The 25851-nt window shown below is 69.1% G+C and carries 20 protein-coding genes; 11 read left to right on the top strand and 9 right to left on the bottom strand.

The features are described from left to right. Positions 1–41: 41 nt before the first annotated feature. The 4 genes from AC1PK7_RS12200 to AC1PK7_RS12185 form a co-directional block, all read right to left on the bottom strand. The gene (locus AC1PK7_RS12200; RefSeq protein ID WP_481098305.1) at positions 42–536 is read right to left on the bottom strand and encodes a hypothetical protein; all 495 of its coding nucleotides are present in this window, start codon (positions 534–536) and stop codon (positions 42–44) included. Next, positions 533–1933 carry a PhoH family protein gene (locus AC1PK7_RS12195; RefSeq protein ID WP_481098304.1) on the bottom strand — a complete coding sequence of 467 codons (1401 nt, stop codon included), beginning with the start codon at positions 1931–1933 and terminating at the stop codon, positions 533–535. Before AC1PK7_RS12195 ends, AC1PK7_RS12200 begins: the two co-directional genes overlap by 4 nt. An 82-nt stretch (positions 1934–2015) precedes the next feature. Further along, positions 2016–2495 (bottom strand): peroxiredoxin, encoded by a 480-nt coding sequence (locus AC1PK7_RS12190; protein WP_481098303.1) that lies wholly within the window; start codon positions 2493–2495, stop codon positions 2016–2018. 65 nt (positions 2496–2560) lie between these two features. After that, the gene (locus AC1PK7_RS12185) at positions 2561–3136 is read right to left on the bottom strand and encodes a glycine cleavage system transcriptional repressor (protein WP_087943489.1); all 576 of its coding nucleotides are present in this window, start codon (positions 3134–3136) and stop codon (positions 2561–2563) included. Between the two features lie 166 nt (positions 3137–3302). On the opposite strand from AC1PK7_RS12185, the gene dapA reads away from it, so the two are divergent. After that, positions 3303–4211 carry a 4-hydroxy-tetrahydrodipicolinate synthase gene (gene dapA / locus AC1PK7_RS12180; RefSeq protein WP_481098302.1) on the top strand — a complete coding sequence of 303 codons (909 nt, stop codon included), beginning with the start codon at positions 3303–3305 and terminating at the stop codon, positions 4209–4211. Positions 4212–4228: 17 nt separating this feature from the next. Continuing rightward, entirely contained in the window at positions 4229–4753 is a 525-nt protein-coding gene (locus AC1PK7_RS12175; protein WP_010343910.1) for a hypothetical protein, read from the top strand. A gap of 746 nt (positions 4754–5499) precedes the next feature. Here the strand turns inward: AC1PK7_RS12175 and fdxA are convergent. The 5 genes from fdxA to AC1PK7_RS12150 all read right to left on the bottom strand — a co-directional run bounded on the left by fdxA (position 5500) and on the right by AC1PK7_RS12150 (position 9513). Then, positions 5500–5823 carry a ferredoxin FdxA gene (gene fdxA, locus AC1PK7_RS12170; protein WP_017909525.1) on the bottom strand — a complete coding sequence of 108 codons (324 nt, stop codon included), beginning with the start codon at positions 5821–5823 and terminating at the stop codon, positions 5500–5502. Between the two features lie 97 nt (positions 5824–5920). Further along, the gene (locus AC1PK7_RS12165) at positions 5921–6820 is read right to left on the bottom strand and encodes a 2-dehydro-3-deoxygalactonokinase (protein WP_481098301.1); all 900 of its coding nucleotides are present in this window, start codon (positions 6818–6820) and stop codon (positions 5921–5923) included. Next, a complete protein-coding gene (locus AC1PK7_RS12160) occupies positions 6817–7734 on the bottom strand; it encodes an SMP-30/gluconolactonase/LRE family protein (protein WP_481100889.1) in 918 nt (305 codons plus the stop codon). Before AC1PK7_RS12160 ends, AC1PK7_RS12165 begins: the two co-directional genes overlap by 4 nt. Before the next feature lie 10 nt (positions 7735–7744). Next, positions 7745–8896, bottom strand: coding sequence for a galactonate dehydratase (dgoD, locus tag AC1PK7_RS12155; protein WP_481098300.1), 1152 nt, complete (start codon positions 8894–8896; stop codon positions 7745–7747). Beyond that, positions 8893–9513, bottom strand: a complete 621-nt coding sequence (locus tag AC1PK7_RS12150; protein ID WP_481098299.1) for a 2-dehydro-3-deoxy-6-phosphogalactonate aldolase — start codon at positions 9511–9513, stop codon at positions 8893–8895. Before AC1PK7_RS12150 ends, dgoD begins: the two co-directional genes overlap by 4 nt. Before the next feature lie 281 nt (positions 9514–9794). Here AC1PK7_RS12150 and AC1PK7_RS12145 point away from each other — a divergent pair, with 281 nt between their 5' ends. From AC1PK7_RS12145 to AC1PK7_RS12105, 9 genes are all read left to right on the top strand, one after another. Further along, entirely contained in the window at positions 9795–10757 is a 963-nt protein-coding gene (locus AC1PK7_RS12145; RefSeq protein ID WP_481098298.1) for a LysR substrate-binding domain-containing protein, read from the top strand. Between the two features lie 363 nt (positions 10758–11120). Continuing rightward, the gene (locus tag AC1PK7_RS12140; protein ID WP_481100888.1) at positions 11121–13973 is read left to right on the top strand and encodes a TonB-dependent receptor; all 2853 of its coding nucleotides are present in this window, start codon (positions 11121–11123) and stop codon (positions 13971–13973) included. Positions 13974–14058: 85 nt separating this feature from the next. Then, on the top strand, positions 14059–15993 hold the full coding sequence (locus tag AC1PK7_RS12135; RefSeq protein WP_481098297.1) for a sialate O-acetylesterase: 1935 nt from the start codon (positions 14059–14061) through the stop codon (positions 15991–15993). Between the two features lie 17 nt (positions 15994–16010). Beyond that, positions 16011–17696 carry a DUF5597 domain-containing protein gene (locus AC1PK7_RS12130; RefSeq protein WP_481098296.1) on the top strand — a complete coding sequence of 562 codons (1686 nt, stop codon included), beginning with the start codon at positions 16011–16013 and terminating at the stop codon, positions 17694–17696. A gap of 53 nt (positions 17697–17749) precedes the next feature. Continuing rightward, complete coding sequence (locus AC1PK7_RS12125) at positions 17750–20632, top strand: TIM-barrel domain-containing protein (RefSeq protein ID WP_481098295.1); 2883 nt, start codon at positions 17750–17752, stop codon at positions 20630–20632. A gap of 347 nt (positions 20633–20979) precedes the next feature. Continuing rightward, the gene (locus AC1PK7_RS12120) at positions 20980–21156 is read left to right on the top strand and encodes a hypothetical protein (protein ID WP_481098294.1); all 177 of its coding nucleotides are present in this window, start codon (positions 20980–20982) and stop codon (positions 21154–21156) included. 37 nt (positions 21157–21193) lie between these two features. Next, the gene (gene xylB, locus AC1PK7_RS12115) at positions 21194–22687 is read left to right on the top strand and encodes a xylulokinase (protein ID WP_267101323.1); all 1494 of its coding nucleotides are present in this window, start codon (positions 21194–21196) and stop codon (positions 22685–22687) included. Between the two features lie 34 nt (positions 22688–22721). Beyond that, positions 22722–24062, top strand: coding sequence for a xylose isomerase (gene xylA, locus AC1PK7_RS12110; protein WP_481098293.1), 1341 nt, complete (start codon positions 22722–22724; stop codon positions 24060–24062). 91 nt (positions 24063–24153) lie between these two features. Next, positions 24154–25581 carry a sugar porter family MFS transporter gene (locus tag AC1PK7_RS12105; protein ID WP_267096561.1) on the top strand — a complete coding sequence of 476 codons (1428 nt, stop codon included), beginning with the start codon at positions 24154–24156 and terminating at the stop codon, positions 25579–25581. Positions 25582–25851 lie beyond the last annotated feature (270 nt).

Raw genomic sequence — 25851 nt, 5'->3', positions numbered from 1 at the left:
CCGCCCCAACGTGCCGCCGTTGGCGCCTGCCTGCGGCCATCTCAGCGTGCGCCGTTGACCGCGACCTCGGAGAAGCGGGCGCTGGCCGGGTCGTAGACCGCGCCCCAGAAGCGGCTGCCGCCGCCGCAGGCGCGGACCGCGTCGACCGCGGGGTCGCGCTCGCTGCCGTCGTCCGGTGCGAAGGCGTTGACGTAGATCGCCTGCTTGCCGCGGTACAGGATGCCGACGTACTGGCGATCGGACGCGGTGGGGTCGGCGATCTGCGGCTGCAGTTGCGCCAGGTGCGCTTCCAGTTCCGCGATCTGTTCCGGGGTCGGGATCCAGTAGCCGGTGACCGCGCCGTCCTGGCGTGCCGGGCTGTCGCGCGCGCAGGTGTCGAGCACCTGCGCGGCGGTGCTGTTGCGGGTGACGATCCACGACTGCCCGGTCTTGATCGCGGTCGGTACGGTGGCCGGCCCGCGCGCGGTGGCGCAGGCGCCGAGCAGGGCCATGGCCAGCGCCGCGCCAGCCAGGCGCACGCCGGCCGCCGCGTTCACAGCACCTCCGAGGCGTAGTCGGCCAGGCGCGAGCGCTCGCCGCGGCGCAGGGTGATGTGCGCGCTATGCGGCCAGGCCTTGAAGCGGTCCACCGCGTAAGTCAGGCCGGAGGTGGTCTCGGTCAGGTAGGGCGTGTCGATCTGTTCCACGTTGCCCAGGCACACGATCTTGGTGCCGGGGCCGGCACGGGTGATCAGTGTTTTCATCTGCTTCGGGGTCAGGTTCTGCGCTTCGTCCAGGATCAGGTAGCGCGAGAGGAAGGTGCGCCCGCGCATGAAGTTCATCGAGCGGATCTTGATGCGGCTGGCGAGCAGGTCATTGGTGGCCTGGCGGCCCCAGGTGCCGCCTTCCTGGGTGTGGGTGAGCACTTCCAGGTTGTCGGTGAGCGCGCCCATCCACGGCGTCATCTTCTCTTCCTCGGTGCCGGGCAAAAAGCCGATGTCCTCGCCGACGCTGACCGTGGCGCGGGTCATGATGATCTCGCGGTAGCGCTGCTGGTCCATGGTCTGCGCCAGGCCCGCGGCCAGCGCCAGCAGCGTCTTGCCAGTACCGGCGGTGCCGAGCAGGGTGACGAAGTCGATTTCCGGGTCCATCAGCGCGTTGAGCGCAAAGTTCTGCTCGCGGTTGCGCGCGGCGATGCCCCATACCGCGTGCTGGCCGCTGCGGAAGTCGTCGACCAGCGCCAGGGTCGCCTTGCGCTCGGCGTTGACCTTGACCACGCGCAGTTCCACTTCGTCCTCGCCGGGCAGGTACAGGTACTGGTTCGGATACCAGTCCTCGTCGGCGGCCAGGGCGATCTCGTAGCAGGTGCGACCCTTGTCGCTCCAGCTGCGCAGGTCCTGGTTGTGCTTCTGCCAGAAATTCTCCGGCAGCTCGATCGCGCCGGTGTAGAGCAGGCTGAAATCGTCGAGCGCGCGGTCGTTCTCGTAGTCCTCGGCGACCAGGCCGCTGATCGCCGCCTTGATCCTCAGGTTGATGTCCTTGGAGACCAGGATCACCGGGGTTTCCGGGTGTTCCTCGCGCAGCGCCAGCACCGCGGCCAGGATCTTGTTGTCCGGGGCGACGCTGCCGAAGCTGCGCCCCGGCTCGACCGGGCGCACCTGAAAGTACAGCCGGCCGATGCTGCCGGTGCTCTTGAGCTGGATGCCCTGCGGGTGGCTGAGCGGAATGCCGGATTCGATCTGCTCGGCGCCGGCGCCCTCGATCAGCTCGTTGAGGAAACGGCTGACCTGGCGCGCGTTGCGGCTGACTTCGGACATGCCCTTCTTGGCATTGTCCAGTTCCTCGATCACCTGCATCGGCAGGAACACGTCGTGTTCCTCGAACTTGAACAGCGCGGTCGGATCGTGCATCAGCACGTTGGTATCCAGCACGTAGATGCGCTTGCCTCGGGTCATCATGGATTCCTGAAAGAGGAGCAGGGACGAACCATCGCTGCCTGCGGGGCAGGGCGATGCGGGGTGCGGGAAACGGCAGTGGTCACTGCTTGGCGGCGGCCTGCAGCGCGTCTAGCACGGCCTGGGCGTGGCCGGGGACCTTGACCTTGCGCCAGCTGCGGACCAGTTGGCCGGTCGGCGAGAGCAGGAAGGTGCTGCGCTCGATGCCCCGCACCTGGCGGCCGTACATGTTCTTTTCCTTGATCACGTCGAAGGCGCGGCACAGCGCTTCGTCGGCGTCGCTGATCAGGGGGAAGCGGAAACCCTGCTTGGCGCAGAAATTGTCGTGCGACTTCACCGAGTCGCGCGACACGCCCAGCACGGTGGCGCCGGCCTGTTCGAACTGCGGCAGCAGCGCGTTGAACTCGATGCCCTCGGTGGTGCAGCCGGGCGTGCTGTCCTTCGGATAGAAATACAGCACCAGCCAGCGGCCGGCGTAGTCGCCGAGCGTGGCGCTTGCGCCGCCGGACAGCGCCAGCGGCAAGGCCAGCGTGCTGCGGTCCAGGGTGTCGCCGTCCTTCATGGGGTGTCCTCCGCGTGCATCGCCATCATCCGCGTTCGATTGCGTCGGTGTCCAGCGTGGCGCACTCAGAACTTCATCGGATCCATGATCGCGTCCAGGTTGAGGTGGTCGCAGAACTCGAGGAAGTCGTCGCGCAGCGCGGCGATGTGCATGTTCGCCGGCACGCCGATCGTCACCTGCGCCGAGAACATCTCCGCGCCGGTCTGCATGGCGCGGTAGCGCGTGCTCTGCAGGTTCTCGATGGTGATGCCCTGGCGGTCGAAGAAGTCGGCCAACTGGAACAGGATGCCGGGTTTGTCGGCGGCGATGACTTCGACGATGTACGGCAGCAGGTTGGACTGCGCCTGCTTGGCGCCGGTGCGGTACCACACCAGCTTCATGCCTTCCTCGCGGTCGAGGCGGGTGAGCATGGCTTCGAGCTTGGCCACCGAGTCCCACGAGCCGGTCGCCAGCGCGGTCACCGACACGTCGCGGCCGACCGTGGCCAGGCGCGCATCGACGAGATTGCAGCCGCTGTCGGCGATGCGACGCGTCACCGGCAACAAGGGCGACTCCGGATGCGTCGTGTAGGCGTTGATCAGGAGGTGGTTTTCGGTCGGCGCGGGCCGGGGCGTGGTGTCGGTCAAAGGGGCTTCCGGCATTGCGTAAGGCTGAACGGCATCCGGGCGGTCGCCCGGCATGGTGTGCAGCATACTTGCCCGCGCTTTCGGGCCGCAAGTAACATGCGGGGCGACCTTGCCCCGCGTGCGGGGCCGACCCGTCCGCGCAGCCTGCGCGGCCCTTCTCTCCCAGCGAGCACCCGGCATCTTGTCTCTCTCCGGCATCATCACCGCCCTGGCCACGCCCTTCCAGGGCAATGGCGACCTCGACCTCGACGCCTGGCAGCGGCTGCTCAAACGCCAGCTCGACGGCGGCGTGCAGGGGCTGGTGGTGGCGGGATCGACCGGCGAGGCGGCCACGCTGCTGGACGAGGAATACGACCGGATCCTGCGCGAAGCGGTGCAGGCGATCGGCGGGCGCGTGCCGGTGCTGGCCGGCACCGGCCTGTCCGGTACCGCCAAGACGGTGGTGCTGACCCAGCGCGCCGCCGCCGGTGGCGCGCAGTACGCGCTGGTGGTGACCCCGCCGTATGTGCGCCCGACCCAGGCCGGCTTGATCGCGCACTACACCCAGGTCGCCGAGCAGGGCGGCTTGCCGGTGCTGCTGTACAACGTGCCAGGCCGCACCGGCTGCGACCTGCTGCCGGAGACCGTGGCGCAACTGGCGCAGCATCCGAACATCGTCGGCATCAAGGAAGCCGTGAGCGACCCGCAGCGCATCGCCGCGCTGGCGGCCCTGCGCAGCGACCAGTTCGCGGTGTTCAGCGGCGACGACGGCAGCGCCGCGCAGGCGATGCTGGCCGGCTTCGACGGGCTGATCTCGGTGGCCTCCAACGCCTTGCCGCGCGCCTACCGGCGCCTGTGCGACCTGGCGCGTGCGCGCCAGGCCGAGCCGGCGCAGGCCTGGGATGCGCGGCTGCAGCCGTTCCATGCGTTCTGCGGCATCGAATCCAACCCGATCCCGGTCAAGGCGCTGCTGCAGCGTGCCGGGATCGGCCAGGGCCTGCGGCTGCCGCTGCTGCCGCTGTCCGCGGCGCACCACGCCACGGCCGACCGACTTGCCGCCGACGCTGCCGCGTTGGAAGACCTATCCAGCCGCGAAACGCTCGCGGCCTGACTCCAGGAGATTGATTGATGCGTGCTTCCGTTCCCTACGTCCGCGTGCTGTCGGCCGCCGTGCTGGCGACCACCCTGGTCGCGGCCACCAGCGGTTGCAGCTGGTTCCACAAAGGCAAGCCGCGCGGCGACTACGCGCTGGCGCCCGACATGCGCCCGCTGGAAGTGCCGCCGGATCTGACCTCGCCCGATACCTCGGCAGCGATGAAGGTGCCGGCGCTGGCCTCGGCGCAGCGGCCTGCGGCCCCGGCCGGCCAGGCCCCGGCGGCCTCGAACAGCGGCTTCGTGGTGCCGGGTACGCGCGACCAGGTGTTCGGCCAGGTCGGCGACGCGCTGGGCGGCATCGAAGGCGTCACCATCGCCAGCCGCGCGCAGTTGCTGGGCTCCTACGACGTGGCCTACGAAGGCAGCAACTTCCTGGTGCGCGTGGTGGCGGTGGATGCCGGCGTGTACGTCTCGGCGGTGGATCCGCGCGGCCTGCCGGCCACCGGCGAGGCGCCGGTCAAGCTGATCGCCGCGCTGAAGGCCAAGCTGGGTCATTGACCGAGCCGGTGTGGTCCGGCTGTGCGCCGGATCTGCTGCAGAACGCGAAACGGGCGCCTAGTGCGCCCGTTTTCGTTCGGTGGAGAACACTGCGCGGTTTCTTTGTGGATGCAAGGAGCGGCGTTGGCTGCGATGGGCTTTGCCGGGATATCCCTTGCGGCTGATCAATAAAGTTGACAGAGCCGTTTCCTGCGTCAGCGCGACGCTGCGCGCCGTACCCTCACCCCAACCCCTCTCCCGGAGGGAGAGGGGCTTCGGCTTCTTCCTTCTCCCCTCGGGAGAAGGTGCCCCGCAGGGGCGGATGAGGGTACGGGCGAAGCCTCGCGCCTAGGAGGGTGTAACCGCGTGTCCGGTCGAGCGGCGGCAACGCGAGTTGTCAGATGCGCCCTGCGTATGCAAGGAGCGGCGTTGGCTGCGATGGGCTCTGCAAGATGCGCGTCGCGGCTGATTCAAAAAGGGCAATAAGAGCGGCTCCTTGCTTCAGCGCGCCGCTGCGTGCCGTACCCTCACCCCAACCCCTCTCCCGGAGGGAGAGGGGCTTCGGCTTCTTCCTTCTTCCCTCGGGAGAAGGTGCCCCGAAGGGGCGGATGAGGGTACGGGCGAAGCCTCGCGTTCTACGAGGGTGTAACCGTGTGTCCGGTCGAGCGGCGGCAACGCGAGTTGTAAGAGGCGCCCTGAAGCCGCAGCTTGTCTCTACGGTTTTGTACGGTCTGGCAGGCGGCGCCCGGGCAGAATCCGCCGCGGGATTACTTCTGCAGCAGCGGCAGCTTGTTCGGCTTGCCGTCCCACTCGGCGGCGTCGGGCAGCGGTTCCTGGCGCGTGGTCAGAACCGGCCAGGCCTTGGCCAGTTCCGCGTTGAGCGCGACGAAGCCTTCCTGGCCGGCCGGCACGTCGTCTTCGGGGTAGATGGCGTTGGCCGGGCATTCCGGCTCGCACAGCGTGCAGTCGATGCACTCGTCCGGATCGATCACCAGGAAGTTCGGGCCGGCGTGGAAGCAATCCACGGGGCACACTTCCACGCAGTCGGTGTATTTGCACTTGATGCAGTTTTCGGTGACGACGAAAGGCATGGCTCGATCCGGCGATTAACCCGGTGATTCTAATGCAAAGCCGCGCTCGCCGCCGTGTGCGCGCGGCGGCGGCAGGCGCGCGGTCGCCGCGCGCGGCTCAGCCGGCGAGGCCGCCGCGCTGCTGCGCCAGCCGATACAGGCCGCGCGCGGCCAGATCCTCCGGATGGGTGCGCACGCGGCTGCCGAGCGTGGCCAGCGCATGCGCATAGCGCGCCAGCAGGCCGCTGCCGCCGACCAGGTGCACCACCGGCGGCAAGGTGGGGTGCGCGCGCAGTTCGTGGCCGATCAGCAGGCCGGACAGGTAGGACGGTGCCGCGGCGGCGCTCAGGCGTTCGAACAGGCCCAGGCTGCGTACGCCGAACAGATGGTGCAGCACCCCGCCGGGGGCGCCGCTGCGCTGCACGCCGGCGTCGAACGCGGCCGCATCGAAGACGCCGTCGTCGGCGTCCATCAGCCGCGCCAGCAGGCTGTGCGTGCGCAGCAGCGCGTACAGTTCGCCGGTCATCATCGTCGCCAGCGAGGCGATGCGCCCGTCCTGCAGGGTCACCCACTTGCTGTGGGTGCCGGGCAGGCAGACGTGGTGGATCTCGGCCGTCGGCGGTTCCTGCGCGAGCAACGCGAGCAGGCCGATCAGTTGGGTCTCCTCGCCGCGCATCACGTCCGGCACGGCGTCGGCGTCGCTGGCCACGCCGGGCACGAACCACAGCGTGCGGCCGGGCAGCGCCGGATCCTGCAGCGGCCGCATCGCCGCGGCCAGGGCGGCGGCGTCGGCCGGGCAGGGCGCGTACGGCAGTTCGATCCAGCCGTTGCGGCTGCCGATCATCCCGCACAGGACGATGTCGCCGTCCCAGCCCTCGATCAGGGCGGCCAGGGTCGCGGCGAAGCGGCCCTGGCAGGCGGCGATGCCCTGGTCGCTGCGGCGCTGGTCGAGAATGCCGCCGTCGGCGTCGAGCCGATAGCCGCGCAGGCTGCTGGTCCCCCAATCGACGACGATCATGCGCTGGCGATGCGTCCTTCGGGCAGGCCGGCGATGCCGACCGCGGCCACGTACACGCCGCCGGCCTGCGGCGTGCGTGCCAGTTCGTCCTCGCTGTGATCCTGCCGCGAGGTGCTCAGGTACAACGTGCCGCCGTCGGCGCCGCCGAGGGCGGGGCAGGTGGGATGCTTGACCGGCAGGGCAACGCGGCGCTCGACGCTGCCGTCGGGGCGATAGCGCACCACCTGCCAGGCACGCCATTGCGCGTTCCACAGGTGGCCTTCGGCGTCGACGATGGCACCGTCCGGCTCGGCGCCGGCATGGTCCAGTTCGGCGAACACACGGCTGTTGGCGGTGTGCGCGGCATCCGGGTCGTAGTCGCAGCACAGGATGCGCGGCTGCACCGAATCGCAGTAGTACAGCGTGCGGCCGTCGGCACTGAAGCAGATCGCGTTGGGAATGGCCACGCCCGGCAACGGCAGGCGGCGCAGCCCGTGGCGCGCCGACCATTGGTAGAAGCTGCCGACCGGCGCCTGGTCCTCGCGCTCGCTCATGGTGCCGAACACGAAGTTGCCGTGGCGGTCGGCGCGGCCGTCGTTGCTGCGGGTGTCGTCGCGTTCCGGCTCCACGTCCGCCAGATGCTGCAGCGGCAGCGCGCTGTCGGTCTCGGCCGCGGCATCCGGATCGGCGGCGTACACGCCCTTGGCCAGCGCCAGCAGCAGGCGGCCGTCGTCGAACAGGCCCAGGCAGCCGGGGCGGTCGGGCAGGTCCCAATGCCGGCTGACGTTGCTGGACGGATCGTGGCGCCACAGGCGGCGGCCGCTGATGTCGACCCAGAACAGCACGCCGCGGCGTTCGCACCACAGCATGCCTTCGCCATGCGCGCAGCGGCTGTCTACCGCCAGCGTGGCGGTGTGGCGGGGCGGGGTGGACACGTTCATCGGCTCACCACTCGGCGATGCTGCCGTCGGCGTGACGCCAGATGGGGTTGTGCCAGTCGGGTGGGTTGGCGTTGGCATGGCGCAGGCGCTCCTCGTCGATCTCCACGCCGAGGCCCGGTTTGGGCAATGCGGCGATGCTGCCGCCATTGTCGCAGGCGAAGTCGTCCTTGTTGAGCACGTAGTCGAGCAGGTCGGCGCCTTCGTTGTAGTGGATGCCGATGCTCTGTTCCTGCAGCACCGCGTTGTGCGAGACGAAATCCACCTGCAGGCAGGCGGCCAGCGCCACCGGGCCGAGCGGGCAGTGCGGCGCCAGGCCGACCTCGTAGGCCTCGGCCATGCTGGCGATCTTCAGGCATTCGGTGATGCCGCCGGCGTGCGAGAGATCCGGCTGCAGCAGCGACAGGCCGCCGTCCTGCAGCACCGGCTTGAAGTCGAAGCGCGAGAACATGCGCTCGCCGGCCGCCAGCGGGATCGGCGTGGATGCGGCCAGCCGCGGGTAGTACTCGGCCTGCTCGGGCAGCACCGGCTCCTCGACGAACAGCGGCTTGAACGGCTCCAGTTCGCGCAGCAGCACGCGCGCCATCGGCGCGGCGACGCGGCCGTGGAAGTCGATGCCGAAGTCGATGGCGGTGCCGAACGCCTCGCGGATCTGCGCCACCTTGGCCACCGCGGCATCCACCGCGCGCGGGCCGTCAATCAGCTTCATTTCCTCGGTGCCGTTGAACTTGAAGGTGTCGAAGCCGAGGTCGCGGTAGCCCTGAATCTGCGCGATGGTCGCCGCGGGGCGGTCGCCGCCGACCCAGCGGTAGGTCTTCATGCGGTCGCGCACGCGCCCGCCGAGCAGTTCGTACACCGGCACGCCCAGCGCCTTGCCCTTGATGTCCCACAGCGCCTGATCGATGCCGGCGATGGCGCTCATCAGGATCGGGCCGCCGCGGTAGAAGCCGCCGCGGTAGAGCATCTGCCAGATGTCGTTGATCCGCGCCGGATCCTTGCCGATCAGGCTGTCGCCGAGTTCGCGCACCGCGGCCTCGACGCTGCGCGCGCGGCCTTCGATGACCGGCTCGCCCCAGCCGGTGATGCCCTCGTCGGTCTCGATCTTCAGGAATAGCCAGCGCGGCGCGGCGTGGTAGGTGGTGAGGCGGACGATCTTCATGCGCGGTCCAGATAGGCGTGGCGGAAGGCGGCGGCGTGCGTCTGGGTCTGTGCGAGCGACTGGCCGGGGCGGTACAGCTCGCCGCCGATGCCGGCACCGATCGCGCCGGCGCCGAGGTAGTCGTGCAGGGTCTCGGTGTTGACGCCGCCGACCACGAACAGCGGCACCTGCGCCGGCAGCACCGCGCGCAGGGCGCGCACGTGGCCGGGGCCGTAGGTGGCGGCGGGGAACAGCTTGAGCATCTGCGCGCCGGCATCCAGCGCGTCGAACGCCTCGGTGGCGGTGGCGAAGCCTGCCACCACCTGCAGGCCGCGCGCCACCGCGTGGCGGATCACCGGCGGGCGCGTGTTGGGGGTGACGATGAAGCGTGCGCCGAGATCGGCCAGGGCGTCGACGTCGCCGATCTGCAGCACGGTGCCGCCGCCGATCCAGCAGCGCTGCCCGAACGCCTGCGCGGCCGGGCCGATGCTGTCGGCCCAGCGCGGCGAGTTGAGCGGGATCTCGATCGCGTCGTAGCCGGCATCGGCCAGCGCCCCGACGTGCGCCAGCGCGTCCTCCGGGGTGAGGCCGCGCAGGATCGCGATCAGCGGGAGTCGGAACGGGGAAGCGGCGGACATCGGGATACCTGGCGGAAACGACGGTGACGGAGGCGCCGGGCCAGCGCGACGCCGCGGCGGGACCGGAGGCAGGAGGCCACGGTCCGCGCCCGTGCGTCGGCGCGCTGGCGCAACCCGGCGGCATCCGCCGCGGCAGGCCGGTGCCCGACGAACGGCGACGCCGGCGGGGGCGCGATGGACCGTAGCCTGCGCGCGTGAGCTATGCTCTGCAAATGAAATTTTAGGCATATTCTATTCCGCCGCCGAATAGGCGGTTTCGCCTTCCAGGACGCCTGCCCACGATGAATGCTTCCGCCAACCCCTGGTTCAACGCCGCGCGCCTGAAGACCCGGCATCTGTTGCTGCTGCTGCAGTTGCACGAGCACCGTTCGGTGCTGCGCGCCGCCGAGGCGGCCAGCATGACCCAGCCGGCGGCGTCCAAGCTGCTGGCGGAAATGGAGGACCTGCTGGGCGTGAAGCTGTTCGAGCGCCACGCGCGCGGGGTCGAGCCGACCTGGTACGGGCAGGTGCTGATCCGCCGCGCACGCGCGGCGATGTCGGAGATCGGCCGCGCCCAGGAAGAGATCGCGGCGCTGTGCGAGGGGCGCATGGGCCAGGTCTCGATCGGCACCGTGGTCAACCCGGGCACCAATCTGGTGCCGCAGGCGATCGCCGAGGTCAAGCGCGAGTTCCCCGGCATCCTGGTGCGGGTGGAGATGGACTACAGCCGGCCGCTGGTGGCCAAGCTGCTGGACGGCCAGCTCGACATCGTGATCGGGCGCATCCTCGGGCCCTATGGCGCCGAGGCGCTGGAGTTCGAGCCGCTGGCCGACGAGCCGCACTCGGTGATCGCCCGCGCCGGCCACCCGCTGTCCACCCGCGCCGACCTGCGCCATGCCGACCTGGCCCGCTACGGCTGGGTGCTGCCACCGGCCGACAGCGTGCTGCGCGCGCGCCTGGACGCGATGTTTTTGGAGCATGCAGTGCCGGCGCCGCAGAACGTCATCGAGACCTCGTCGCTGCCGGTGATGACCAGCCTGCTGCGCGGCAGCGACCTGCTGGCCGCGCTGCCGGCCGAGGCGGTGGCGCCGTACGTGCAGGCCAAGCTGCTGACGGTGTTGCCAATCACGCTGGGCGTGCGCATGGAGTCCTTCGGCATCGTGCGTCGCCGCGATTATCTGCTGCCGCCGGGCGCAGAACGCGTGTTGCTGGCGCTGCGCAATGCCGCCAAGCGGCTGTATCCCGAACGCGCGGCGAACATGTGAGCGTCGCCACTGACGTTGCCATGCCGCGAGTGGACGATTCCGTAGACATGCCGTGGTGTGCATCCCGCTAGTCTGGAATCGCATAGCTGCGCGTGAAATTTTCATTTGCGTCACGCGAAGTGCATTTCTAGTCTCGGCCGATCGCGGTAGCGACGCGCTTGCCTGACAGCAGCAGCGCCACCCGATACGGCGAAGGCCTCGGCCGTGCCGTCACAACTCGCAGGACGGCGCCCTGGCGCGACCGTCACCCGTGTCTGTGTGCATGTCTCCTGGGAGGGAAACAGCATGGCATCGCAGCATCCCCGTGGTCCGGCCTGGCCGACCGCAGCGTCGCGCCGTCCCCGCGTTTTGCCGTATTCGCTCATCGCGCTGAGCATCGGCGTATTGCTCAGCGCACAGGCGCTGGCGCAGGAGGCTGACCCGGCCACCAAACAGCCTGCCGCCAAGCAGAGCGATCCGGTCCAGCTCGATGCGGTCGAGGTCAAGGGCGTGCGGGCGAGCCTGATCAAGTCGCAGTCGATCAAGCACGACGCCGAGCAGATCGTCGACGCGGTCAGCGCCGAGGACATCGGCGCGCTGCCGGATCGCAGCGTCACCGAGACCCTGCAGCGGGTCAGCGGCGTGACCATCGATCACTTCATGGCGCGCAACGACCCGGACCACTTCTCGGCCGAAGGCAGCGGGGTGATGATCCGCGGCATGACCCAGGTGCGCGGCGAACTCAACGGCCGCGACAGCTTCAGCGCCGCCAGCGGACGCGGGCTCAGCTTCGAGGACGTGCCGGCCGAACTGATGGCCGGCGTGGACGTATACAAGAATCCCTCGGCGGAGATCATCGAAGGCGGCCTCGGCGGCACGGTCAACCTGCGCACGCGCATGCCGTTCGATCAGCCCGGCCGCGTGGTGGGCTTCACCGCCGACGTCAACTACGGCGACCTGAGCAAGACCTACAAGCCGTCGGGCTCGTTCCTGTTCAGCGATCGCTGGAACACCGGCCTGGGCGAGATGGGCTTCATGCTCGATGTGGCGCATTCGGAACTGGCCACGCGCAGCGACGGCATCCAGGTGGAACCGTTCGTGCGCCGCACCGATCCCGCTCTGCTGGCCGGCACCAGCTTCGACAAGGTGTACGTGCCCGGTGGCGTCAACTGGCGCCAGCTGGAGTTCGAACGCAAGCGCAAGGGCGTGGCCGCCGCCTTCCAGTGGCGGCCCAGCGACGCCACCGACCTCTACGTGCAATACCTGCGCTCGTCCTACGACATGAACTGGCAGGAGCGCGCGGCGTTCTTCAACGACGACACCAATGCGATCGCGCCGGCGCCCGGCACCACCTTCACCTACGACGACGCAGGCCGTTTCGTCAGCGGCTCGCCGGTGTCCAGTTCCTGGCGCGGCAACGTCACCGGCAACGACGGCGTGCGCTTCTACACCGACAACCGCTACGCGCAGCAGAGCACCACCACCTCCGATCTGTCCGGCGGCTTCACCCATCGTCTGACCGACCGGCTGACCGTGCGCGGCGACATGCAACTGGTGCAGTCGCAGAGCGACACCCTGGACTTCACCCTGTTCAGCTCGATCTACCTGCCGGGCCTGAGCTTCGACCTCAGCAGCAAGTACCCTGCGGTGACCCTGGCCGACCCGAGCTACACCGCCGACCCCTCCAACTACTTCTGGAGTGCGGCGATGGATCACCTGGCCAAGAACCGCGGCCGCGAACTGGCCACGCGCTTCGACCTGGAATACAGCTACGACGACAACCCGTGGCTGCGCACCTTCCGTGCCGGCATCCGCGCCACCGACCGCACCCAGACCAACAAGAATTCCGGCTACAACTGGGGCGTGATCAGCGACAACTGGGCGACCATCCCCGGCACCGCCACCGGCCTGGCCGACCTGGCCAGCTACATGACCGCGTCCTCGTCGCTGTATTCCTTTTCGAACCTGCTGCGCGGCAATGTGCGCGTGCCCAACAACCTGTACTTCCCGCGCAACAGCGCGGTCAAGGATTACGCCGGCACCTCGGCGCTGATCGAGCAGATCGTCGCGCTGCGCGGCTATGGCTGGTCACCGGACCAGTACCAGTTGCAGGACACCAACCGCCAGTTCGAGCGCACCCAGGCTGCGTACATGGTGATGTACTTCGGCAACGACACCGCCCTGGGCGTGCCGGTGGACGGCAACATCGGCGTGCGCGTGGTGCAGACCAGGACCGAGGCCTCGGGCTACGGCCAGTATCCGGACCTGTCCGCCACCTCGGCCTCGGATGCGCTCAAGGCCCAGTACTACGGACAGTACTTCCCGAACGACGCGCGCGGCAGCTACACCGACGTGCTGCCGAGCCTGAACCTGCGCTTCAAGTTCTCCGATGCGCTGCAGTTGCGCCTTGCCGCGTCCAAGGCGATGGCGCGGCCGGACTACACCCAGTTGCAGCCATATCTGCTGCTCACCGCCACCGTCAACGACGATGGCTCGCTGAAGGACTGGACCGGCTCCGCCGGCAATCCCAACCTCAAGCCGATGAAGGCCGATCAGTACGACGCCGCGCTGGAGTGGTATTTCGACAGCAGCGACATGATGTACGTGACGCTGTTCTACAAGAGCGTCAAGGACTACTTCTCCAACCAGACCGTCACCGAGAACTACGGCGGTCAGGACTTCCTGGTGACGCGTCCGTACAACATGGACAAGGGCCGCATCCGCGGCTTCGAGTACGGCTACACGCAGTTCTTCGATTCGCTGCCGGGCTGGATGAGCGGCTTCGGCGTCAATGCCAACTTCACCTTCGTCGACAGCAGCGGCGGCGTGAACACCGCCACCGATCCCTACACCAAGACCACCGTCACCGGCGTGGCGCTGCCGCTGGAAGGGCTGTCGCGGCGCAGCTACAACCTTGCCGGCATCTACGAAAAGGGCCCGCTGTCGGTGCGCCTGGCCTACAACTGGCGCTCGCGCTACCTGCTGACCGCCAGCGACGTGTCGACCAAGCTGCCGACCTGGTCGGACGACTACGGCCAGCTCGACGGCTCGGTGTTCTATCGGTTCACGCCGCACCTGCAACTGGGCATCCAGGCCAACAACATCACCAACGCGGAGACCAAGGTGCTGATGGGGCCGACCTCCTACAGCGATGGCGAGGTCGACCGGCATCTGTACACGCGCAGCTGGTTCGTCAACGATCGTCGCTACTCGCTGGTGCTGCGCGCCAACTGGTAGGCGCGCAGCAATCTCCGGCGTGCGGTCCGCCTGCGGCGAGGCGGGTGGCTGCCGCCGGCTTTTCCTCCCGACGCAGGAACCGCTCATGGCAAGACCGCTGCATCCCACCGTTCGCCTGGCGCTGCTGGCGCTGGCGTTCGCGTCATGGCCAGCCGCGGCGGAACTGCAATTGCCGTTGCTGTTCGCCGACGGCGCCGTCCTGCAGCGCGATGCGCCGATCCCGGTGTGGGGCTGGGCCGCGCCGGGCGCTCGCATCCAGGCGCGCCTGGACGGCGCCAGCGCCAGTGCGGTCGCAGGCCGCGATGGCCGCTGGCAACTGCAGTTGCCGGCGCACGCGGCCGGTGGCCCGTACGTGCTGGACGTGCAGGGCGACGGCAGCCAGCGCCGCATCGGCGATGTGCTGATCGGCGACGTGTGGCTGGCCAGCGGCCAGTCCAACATGGAGTGGCCGCTGGCGCAGGCGCGCGACGGCGCGCGCGAAGTGGCGGCGGCAACGGATCCGCAACTGCGCAACTTCAAGGTGCCCAAGGCCTGGGCGGCGCAGCCGCAGCCGCGGCTGCCCGGCGGCAGTTGGGTCGCGGCGACGCCGGCCACTGCCGGCGCGTTCTCGGCGGTGGCGTATTTCTTCGCGCGCGAGCTGCGCCAGCGCACCGGCGTGCCGATCGGCATCATCGACAGCACCTGGGGCGGCAGTGCGATCGAGGCCTGGATGGACGCGGCCTCGCCGGGCGTGGATGTGGCGCAGGTGCGCACGCGCATCGCGCAGATGCAGGCCAAGGACGCACAGGACCTCGGCGAGACCCGGCGGCGCCTGGCGCGCTGGCCGCAGCCGACCACCGCGGATGCGGATGCCGGCTGGGCCGCCGCCGATCTGGACGACCGCGACTGGGACCGTCAGCCGCTGCCGGGGCTGTGGGAACAGCATGGCTACGTCGGCATGGACGGCGTCGCCTGGTACCGCAGCACTTTCACCCTCAGTGCAGCCGAAGCCAAGGCCGGCGCCGTCGTGGGCATCGGCCCGGCCGACGATGCCGACACCACCTACGTCAATGGCGTGGAGGTCGGCCACACCGAAGGGCGCTACACCGAACCGCGCCGCTACCGCGTGCCGCCGGCAGCGCTGCGCGCCGGCGTCAACCACATCGCGATCCGCATCCTGGATACCGGCGGCTTCGGCGGCATTCCCGGCGATGCGGCGGCGTTCTTCGTGCAGCCCGACGGCGGTCGGCCGCGCTCGCTGGCCGGCGACTGGCAGTTCCGCCCGGGCAAGGTCACGCTGGCCGCCAACGACGACAAGAACCAGGTGCCGACGCTGCTGTACAACGCGATGATCCACCCCTTGCAGCCGTTCCCGGTCAAGGGCGTGATCTGGTACCAGGGCGAGAGCAACGCCTACCCGTATGGCGCGCTGCGCTACCGCGAGCAGTTCGCCTCGCTGATCGGGCGCTGGCGGCAGGAGCGCGGACAGCCGCAGCTGCCGTTCCTGTGGGTGCAACTGGCCAACTGGAAGGCCGGCAACGATCAGGGCGACCTGAGTCCGTGGGCGCAACTGCGCGAATCGCAGACCAGGACGCTGGCGCTGCCGGCCACCGGGCAGGCGGTGACCATCGACGTCGGCACGCCGGACAACATCCATCCCCCCAACAAACAGGACGTGGGGCATCGCCTGGCGCTGGTCGCACGCCACGTGGCCTACGGCGAAACCCTGGTCTACAGCGCGCCGGTGTTCGCGCGCGCCACGTTCGCCGATGGCCAGGCGCGGGTGATGTTCGACCTGATGGGCAGCACCCTGGCGCTGCGTGGCGGCGGCACTGTGGTGCGTGGCTTCGCCCTGGCCGGCGCCGATCGCCGCTTCCATCCGGCACAGGCGCGCATCGAGGGCGACCAGGTGGTGGTCCGCAGCGACGCGGTGCCGCAGCCGCAGGCAGTGCGCTACGCCTGGAGCGAAAACCCCGAGGACGCCAACCTGGTCAACCGCGAGCAGTTGCCGGTGGGTCCGTTCCGCAGCGACGACTGGTGAGGCAGGGCATCGGCCGCATGCGAAGAACCGGATCGCCGTCGCGCGCGTTGCGCACCGCGTGGCGGCTGCCTGTCCTGCTGTCGCTGCTGCTGAGCGCCTGCCGGGCCGCGTCGGATGCGCCGTCGGCGGATGCGCACACGCCTGCTGCCGCGACATCGGCGCCGGCCCAGGCACCGATCCCGCGCTTGGTGAGCACCGACGGTCGGCATGCCTTGTTGGTCGACGGCGAACCGTTCCTGATCCTCGGCGCGCAGGTCAACAACTCCAGCAACTATCCGGCGGCGCTGGCGCAGGTGTGGCCGGCGATCCGCGCGCTGGGGCCGAACACGGTGCAGGTGCCGATCGCCTGGGAGCAGGTGGAACCGGAAGAGGGCCGCTTCGATTTCTCCTTCGTCGATACCCTGCTGGCGCAGGCGCGCGCGCAGCGGGTGCGGCTGGTGCTGCTGTGGTTCGGCACCTGGAAGAACAACGGCCCCAACTACGCGCCGCATTGGGTCAAGACCGACGATGCGCGCTTCCCGCGCGTGGTCACGCGCGACGGGCGACGCCTGGGTTCGCTGTCGCCGCTGGCGCCGGCCACGCTGCAGGCCGACCGCACCGCCTTCGTTGCCTTCATGCGGCATCTGCGCCAGGCCGATCCGCAGCGCACCGTGATCATGGTGCAGGCCGAGAACGAGCCCGGCACCTACGGCAGTGCGCGCGACTTCTCGCCGATGGCGCAGCGCGTGTTCGACGGCCCGGTGCCGCAGGCGTTGCTGCAGCGGCTCGGCAAGGCGCCGGGCAACTGGGCGCAGGTGTTCGGCGCCGATGCCGACGAGATCTTCCACGCCTGGCACATCGCGCACTTCATCGACCGCGTCGCCGAGGCCGGCAAGGCCGCGTATCCCTTGCCGATCTACGTCAATGCGGCGTTGCGCGGCCCGTTCAATCCGGGCCAGCCCGGGCAGTACGCCAGCGGAGGCCCCACCGACAACGTGCTGGACGTGTGGAAGGCGGCGGCCCCGCACATCGACCTGCTGGCGCCGGACATCTACATGCCTGAGTACCCGCTGTACACCACGGTGCTGCAGCGCTATGCGCGCCCCGACAACGCGCTGTTCGTCGCCGAAACCGGCAACCGCCCCGAGTACGCGCGCTACCTGTATCCGGCGTTGGGCCACGACGGCATCGGCTGGTCGACCTTCGGCGTCGACTACAGCGGCTACTCCAACTATCCGCTCGGCGCCAAGCGCGTGGACGCGCAGGTGCTGGCGCCGTTCGCGCTGGGCTATCGCGCGGTGGGCATGGGCATGCGCGTGTTCGCCCGCGCCGCGGCCGCCGGCAAGCTGCACGGCACCGCCGAGGCGCCGGGCCAGGCGGTGCAGGAGCTGCCGCTCAACGCGCGCTGGAGCGCCACCGTCACCTACGGCGTGCCGCAGTTCTGGTTCCAGGGCGAAGCGCCCGGCAATCCCGCGCCGATCGGCGCGGCGCTGATCGCCGAACTCGGCCCGGACTCCTTCCTGATCACCGCCCAGCACGCACGGGTGACCCTGCATCCGGCCAGCGCCGCGACCGCCAACATGCTCTACGACCGGGTCGAGGAGGGCGTGTACGACGGCGAGCAGTGGCGGTTCCGGCGCAACTGGAACGGCGACCAGACCGATTACGGACTCAACTTTTCCGACGTGCCGCAATTGCTGCGCGTCACCCTGGCGACCTATTGACGACGCGGCGGCGCCAGACGCGCCGTGCCGCGTGACTTTCCAAGGGAGTGAACATGCACCACGCCAACCGTTGCCTGCCGCCTTCGTTGCCACGCCTGTTGGCGCTGGCGTTGCTCGCGGTCGCCGCGTCCGCCGCCGCGCAGCAGGTGACCCGCGATGCCGATGGCATCACCGTGCATCCCAGCGCCAAGGGCGCGGCGCCGGTACGCCTGCAGGTGATCGACCGCGGCATCGTCCGGGTCAGCGCCGATCCCACCGGTACGTTCCAGCGCACGCCCAGCCTGATGCGGGTGCCGGTGCAGGGCGACACCCGCTTTACGCTGGAGCAGCGTGGCGACACGGTGCAGCTCAAGACCGCGCGAATGACCGCGCAGGTGTCCACTGTGGACGGCCATGTCGGCTTCACCGATGCGCAGGGCACGCCGCTGCTGGCGGAAGTGGCGGGCGGGCGCAGCTTCGCGCCGTTGCAGGTCGAGGGCCGCCACTACCTGAGCGTGCGCCAGCGCTTCGTCTCGCCGCCCGACGAGGCCTTCTACGGGTTCGGCCAGCACCAGCAGGGCTGGATGAACCAGAAGGGCCACGACATCGAGCTGCTGCAGAGCAATCTCGACATGGCGGTGCCGTACCTGGTGTCCAGCCGCCACTACGGCATCCTGTGGGACAACAACGCGATCACCCGCTTCGGCGATCCGCGCGGGCTGCAGCCGCTGCCGGCGACACTGCGCCTGTACGACGCGCACGGCAAGCCCGGCGCGCTGACCGCGCACTACGCGATCGACGGCAAGCCGGTGCTGGAGCGTCGCGAAGCCGACATCGACTATCAGTACATCAAGGACCTGGCGAAGTTTCCCGCCGCGGCCAAGCCCGGCGACAAGCGCCACATGCAGGTGCGCTGGGAGGGCCAGATCGAGGCCGAGCGCGGCGGCACGCATACCTTCTCGCTCTACGCCAGCGAGTACGCCAGGCTGTGGGTCGACGGCAAGCTGCTGGTCGACCGCTGGCGGCAGAACTGGAACCCCTGGCACCACGAGTTCGCGCTGCAACTGCAACCCGGCCAACGACATACCCTCAAGGTCGAATGGGACCTGATCGATCCCAGCTACATCGCGCTGCTGCATCGCGACCCGCTGCCGGCGGCCGAAGCCGGCGACCTGTCGCTGTGGTCGGAAGCGGGGCAGATGATCGACTACTACGTCGTCGCCGGCGACAACGCCGACCAGGTCATCGCCGGCTACCGCACGCTGACCGGCAAGGCCGTGTTGCTGCCGAAGTGGGCCTACGGCTTCTGGCAGAGCCGCGAGCGCTACAAGACCCAGGACGAACTGCTCGGCGCGCTGGCCGAGTACCGCCGGCGCCAGTTGCCGATCGACAACATCGTGCTCGACTGGTCGTACTGGCCGGAGAACGCCTGGGGATCGCACGCCTTCGACCGCGCGCGCTTTCCCGATCCTGACGGGATGGTCAAGGCGGTGCACGCCAGCCACGCGCAACTGATGATCTCGGTCTGGCCGAAGTTCTACCCGAGCACTGCCCACTACAAGGAACTGGACGAGGCCGGGCACATCTACCGGCGCAACGTCGAGGTGGGCGAACTGGACTGGATCGGCAAGGGCTATACCAACGCGTTCTACGACCCGTATGCGGCCGATGCGCAGGCGATCTACTGGCGGCAGATCGACGAGACGCTCAACCGCAAGGGCATCGATGCCTGGTGGCTGGATGCCGACGAGCCTGACGTGCATTCCAACCTGGACATCGCCGAGCGCAAGGCGCGCACCACCCCGACCGCGCTGGGGCCGTCCACCGAGTTCTTCAATTCCTATCCGCTGCCGCACACCCACGGCGTCTATGCCGGCGACCGCGCCGCCGACGGCAAGCGCGTGTTCATCCTCTCGCGCAAGGGCTACGCCGGCATCCAGCGCAACGCCGTGGCGGTGTGGAGCGGCGACATCGCCTCGCGCTGGGAGGACATGCGCGAGCAGATCTCCGCCGGCGTCAACCTGTCGATGTCGGGCCTGCCGAACTGGACCTTCGACATCGGCGGCTTCGCCGTGGAGAAGCGCTACGAAAGCCAGGACCCGGCGCACCTGCCGGAGTGGCGCGAACTCAACACGCGCTGGTTCCAGTTCGGCGCCTTCGTGCCGCTGTTCCGCTCGCACGGCCAGTTCCCGTACCGCGAGATCTGGAACATCGCGCCGGAAGGCACGCCGTACTACGCCAGCATGGCCTACTACAGCCGCCTGCGTTACGCGCTGCTGCCGTACATCTACACGCTCGCCGGCGACACCTATCACCATGACGGGGTGATGATGCGCGGCCTGCCGATGGACTTCCCGCACGACCCCAAAGTTGCCGACATCGACGACGAGTACCTGTTCGGCCCGGCATTCCTGGTCGCGCCGGTGACCCGCTTCGGTGCGACCTCGCGCCGGGTCTACCTGCCGGCGGGCACCGACTGGATCGACTTCAATAGCGGCGCGCGCCACGCCGGCGGCCAGACCATCGACGCCGCCGCGCCGCTGCAGCGCATGCCGCTGTTCGTGCGCGCCGGCGCCATCGTGCCGATGACCCGCGTGCAGCAGTACGTCGACCAGATCCCGGACGCACCGCTGACCGTGGTGGTCTATACCGGCGCCGACGGCCGCTTCTCGCTGTACGAGGACGACGGCACCGGCTACGGCTACGAGAAGGGCGAGTTCAGCCGCATCCCGTTGCAGTGGGACCAGGCCAGCGGCGTGCTGCGCATCGGCGCGCGCGAGGGGCGCTGGCCAGGGATGCAGGACCGACGCACCCTCCATGTGCGCTTCGTCGATGGCCCGCGCGACGATGCCGGCGCGCTCGAACCCGCCGCCGACGCCAGCGTGGAGTATCGCGGCCAACCCCTGGAGGTGCCGCGCAAGGGGGCCGGCCATGCCTTCGCGGCGCGGGCCCGATGAGCCTGGCGCGAGAAGCGGCAGCGGTGCGCTTGAGCCCCTCTCCCGTCGGGAGAGGGGTTGGGGTGAGGGTACGGAGCGAAGCGCTTCATCTGCTCCCTGGGGTACTTCCCCCGAAGCGGGCCATGGTCCATTGGGAGAAGGGATGCATCGAATGCGCAACGGTGCAACATGCGCGCGCCTTGCGCGCAGGTTTGATGCAGTGCATCAAGATGGTGCCGTGTGTAGACACATCCTGCGCAGAGTCGAGACCGCGCCAGTCGCCATCGTGTCGCGCATGCGACGGGCCATCACTGCATGCAATGACATCCGTTGGCTCGATCCGTGTCCTGCTTCTGCATGCGTTGACCATGAATTGGCTGCAGGACGGCCGGATCCATTGCGTGCGCACGCCATCGCTCGAGTCGCCCTGGCAGAGCGCGACGCGCAGCGTCATCATGCGCCGCTACGTGATGCATGCAGTGCGCACTACACTCGGCGTCAAGGCAGGCGGTCCCCGCACGCCGGCCTTTCTCCTGGAGCGATGATGGAACTGGGTGTGTGCACGATGTGGCGGGTAGGGCAATGAGTCTGTACATCGGCCTGGACGTGGGCACGCAGAGCGTCAAGCTGCTCGCCTACGATGCCGACAGCCGGCAGGTGGTGGCCACCCACGGTCATGCGCTGGACCTGATCAGCCGCGACGACGGCACCCGCGAGCAGCAGGCGCAGTGGTGGATCGACGGCATCGTCGCCTGCTTCGCCGCGTTGAGTGCCGAACAGCGGGCGCAGGTGCGGGCCATCGCGGTGTCCGGGCAGCAGCACGGCTTCGTGCCGCTGGATGCGCAAGGCCAGGTCACCGCGCCGGTGAAGCTGTGGTGCGACACCAGCACCCAGCGCGAGTGCGAGGAGATCATGGACGCGGTCGGCGGCGCGCAGCGTTGCGTGGAACTGGCCGGCAATCCGATCCTGGCCGGCTACACCGCCTCCAAGCTGCCGTGGACGCGCAAGCATCGTCCCGATGCCTATGCCGCGATGACCGCGGTGCTGTTGCCGCACGACTACGTCAATTTCTGGCTCACCGGCGAGCGCTATGCCGAAGTCGGCGATGCCTCCGGCAGCGGCTGGCTGGACGTGCGCACCCGGCAATGGTCGGTGCCGCTGCTGCAGGCGATCGATCCGCAGCGCGACCTGGCCGCGGCGCTGCCACCGCTGGTGCCGACCGAGAGCAGCTTTGCCCTGTCCGCTGCCGCGGCGCAGACGCTGGGCCTGCCGCGCGAGGTGCGCGTGGCCACCGGCGGCGGCGACAACATGATGGCGGCGATCGGCACCGGCAACGTGGTGCCGGGACGCCTGAGCATGAGCCTGGGCACCTCCGGCACCCTGTTCGCCTATGCAGAGCGCCCGGTGGTGGACCCGGACGCACGCTGGGCCGCGTTCTGCTCTTCCAGCGGCGGCTGGCTACCACTGATCTGCACCATGAACTGCACGGTGGCCACCGAGACCATCGCGCGCCTGTTCGGCATCAAGACCGGGCAGGGCGAGGCGTTGCTCGCCGCCACCGCGCCCGGTGCGGATGGACTGGTCCTGCTGCCGTTCTTCAACGGCGAACGCACCCCGAACCTGCCGGCCGCGCGCGGCTGCCTGACCGGCATGGACCTGCACAACACCACGCCGGCGCATTTCTATCGCGCGGCGATGGAGGGCGCCAGCTACAGCCTGCGCAACGGTTTCGACGCCTTCGTCGACGCCGGGCTGCAGTTCGATGCCATCTCCCTCACCGGCGGCGGCAGCAACAGCGCCGGCTGGCGCCAGCTCATCGCCGACCTGTTCGGGCTGCCGGTGCACGTGCCGGCGCAGGCCGAGGGTGCGGCGTTCGGCGCCGCGCTGCAGGCGCTGTGGGCCGACGGCTGGGCGCAGGGCGAGCGCGCCAGCCTGGCCGAGGTGGTGCTGCAGCACCAGCAGGACGACCCGGCGCGGTCCGCGCAGCCGGATGCGCAACGCGGCGCGCAGTACCAGGCGCACTACCAGAGCTTCCAGCGGCATCTGCAGGCCATCGGCCCGCTGTACGCCGCGTGATTCCCTTTCCCCCGCAACGCACCAGGACTTCGTGATGAGCACTTCCGTCTACACCGGCGCCAAGGAATATTTCCCGGGCATCGGCCGCATTCCGTTCGAAGGCAAGGCCTCGGACAATCCGCTGGCGTTCAAGGTCTACGACGCCGGCAAGCGCATCGGCGACAAGACCATGGCCGAGCACCTGCGCTTCGCCGTGGCCTACTGGCACAGCTTCTGCGGCAATGGCGCCGATCCGTTCGGCCCCGGCACCCGCGCCTATCCCTGGGATGCCGGCAGCGATGCGCTGGGCCGCGCCGAGGCCAAGGCCGATGCCGCGTTCGAGTTCTTCACCAAGCTCGGCGTGCCGTACTACTGCTTCCACGACGTCGATCTGGCGCCGGACGCCGAGGACATCGGCCAGTACGAAAGGAACCTCAAGCACATGGTCGGCATCGCCCAGCAGCGCCAGGCCGACACCGGGGTCAAGCTGCTGTGGGGCACCGCCAACCTGTTCTCGCATCCGCGCTACATGAACGGCGCGGCGACCAATCCGGACTTCGACGTGGTCGCGCGCGCGGCGGTGCAGGTCAAGGCCGCGCTGGAAGCGACGGTGGAACTGGGCGGCGAGAACTACGTGTTCTGGGGCGGCCGCGAAGGCTACGCCTGCCTGCACAACACGCAGATGCGGCGCGAGCAGGAGCACCTGGCGCGGTTCCTGACCCTGGCCCGCGACTACGGGCGCAGCATCGGCTTCAAGGGCAATTTCCTGATCGAGCCCAAGCCGATGGAGCCGATGAAGCACCAGTACGACTTCGACAGCGCCACCGTGGTCGGCTTCCTGCGCCAGCACGGCCTGGACCAGGACTTCAAGCTCAACATCGAGGCCAACCACGCCACCCTGTCCGGGCACAGCTTCGAGCACGACCTGCAAGTGGCCAGCGATGCCGGCCTGCTCGGCAGCATCGACGCCAACCGCGGCAATCCGCAGAACGGTTGGGACACCGACCAGTTCCCGGTCGATCTCTACGACACCGTGGGCGCGATGCTGGTGGTGCTGCGGCAGGGCGGGCTGGCCCCGGGCGGACTCAACTTCGACGCCAAGGTGCGCCGCGAGTCGTCCGATCCGCAGGACCTGTTCATCGCCCACATCGGCGGCATGGACGCGTTCGCGCGTGGCCTGGAAGTCGCCCACGCGCTGCTCACCGCCTCGCCGCTGGAGCAGTGGCGCCGCGAGCGCTACGCCAGCTTCGACAGTGGTGCCGGTGCGGCCTTCGCCGCCGGCAAGAGCACGCTGGTCGACCTTGCCACGCATGCCGCGCAGGCCGGCGAGCCGACCCAGCGCAGCGGCCGCCAGGAAGCCTACGAGAACCTGATCAACCAGTACCTGCTGCGCTGAACCGGTGCGCGGCGGCGGCCCGATGCCGCCGCCGCGCACGCTGCTTCCCGCGCGCCGGCCGTCTTCCTCTTGCACGCCACCAGGTGAACCCATGTCCAGTGTTCCGATCGATCGCCACGCCGACGCCGGCGAGAACACCCGCCTCATCATCCTGATCAGCTGCGTCGCCACCATCGGCGGCTTCCTGTTCGGTTTCGACAGCGGGGTCATCAACGGTACTGTCGATGGCCTCAAGCAGACCTTCCATTCCAGCGCGGCGGGTACCGGCTTCGAGGTGGCGTCGATGTTGCTGGGCTGCGCGGTCGGCGCGTTCTTCGCCGGTTGGCTGGCCGACCGGCTGGGACGGCGGGCGGTGCTGATCATTTCCGCGGTGCTGTTCCTGCTGTCCGCGCTGGGCGCTGGCGCTTCGCACAGTTCCGGATTCTTCATCTTCGCGCGGATGATGGGCGGCTTCGCGGTGGGCGCGGCCAGCGTGATGTCGCCGGCCTACATCGCCGAGGTCGCCCCGGCGCGTTACCGTGGGCGCCTGGCGACCGTGCAACAGATCGCCATCATCAGCGGACTGTTCTGCGCCTTCCTCAGCAACTATTTGCTGGTCAAGCTGGCCAGTGCCTCGACCGAGCCCTTGTGGCTGGGCCAGGCCGCGTGGCGCTGGATGTTCTGGATGCAGGCGTTCCCGTCGCTGCTGTTCCTGCTGTTGTTGCTGGCGATCCCGGAGAGCCCGCGCTACCTGGTGGTCAAGGGCCGCCGCGACGACGCCTTGGCCGTGCTCGGCAAGCTCTACGGGCCGCGCGAAGCGCAGGCCAAGCTCACCGAAATTTCCGCGTCGCTGTCGGCGGATCAGCACAAGCCGCGCCTGTCGGATCTGGTCAGCCGGGTCACCGGCAAGGTCCGCCCGATCGTGTGGATCGGCATCGGTCTGGCCACCTTCCAGCAACTGGTCGGCATCAATGTGGTCTTCTATTACGGTGCGGTGCTGTGGCAATCGGTGGGTTTCTCCGAAAGCGACGCGCTGAAGACCAGCGTCGTCAACGGCGGCCTCAGCATCGGCGCTTGCCTGATCACCGTGATGCTGATCGACAAGATCGGGCGCAAGCCGCTGCTGTGGATCGGCTCGGCCGGCATGGCCGTGTCGTTGGCGCTGGTCACGCTAGCCTTCGCCAGCGCCTCGCTGGACGCGGCCGGCAAGCTGGCGATGTCGCCGGGCATGGGCCGTTTGGCGTTGGTTGCCGTGAACGTCTATGTGGTGTTCTTCAACATGTCCTGGGGCCCGGTGATGTGGGTCATGCTGGGCGAGATGTTCCCCAACCAGATCCGTGGCTCCGGGCTGGCGGTGGCCGGTGCGGCGCAATGGATGTCCAACTTCGCCATCACCGTGACCTTCCCGATCCTGCTCGGCAGTATCGGCCTGGCCGGCGCCTACGGCATCTACACCGTGGCCGCGTTCGTCTCGGTGTTCTTCGTGCTCAAGTACGTCCACGAGACCAGGGGCCGCGAACTGGAACAGATGCAGGGTTGATGCCGATGCGCACGCGCACGCGGTGCGCGTGCCGCGCCCGGAGCGATGTGTCTGCAGCGAGCAACTGAAGGCATTGCCGGATCGGCGAGGGTGCTGCGCGTGCCGTACCCTCACCCCAACCCCTCTCCCGGTGGGAGAGGGGCTTTGGCCTCTCCCTTCTCCCACCGGGAGAAGGTGCCCCCGCAGGGGCGGATGAGGGTCCGGGCGAATCCTTGCGAGCAGATCCGCACAGCCCATAGACATTCATTGAGGTCCTCCCGGCGATGGCGC

The sequence above is a fragment of the Xanthomonas sp. NCPPB 3174 genome, assembly GCF_056725205.1.
Note: the sequence above shows the minus strand (reverse complement) of the source record. Positions and strands in the feature narration are given on the sequence as shown.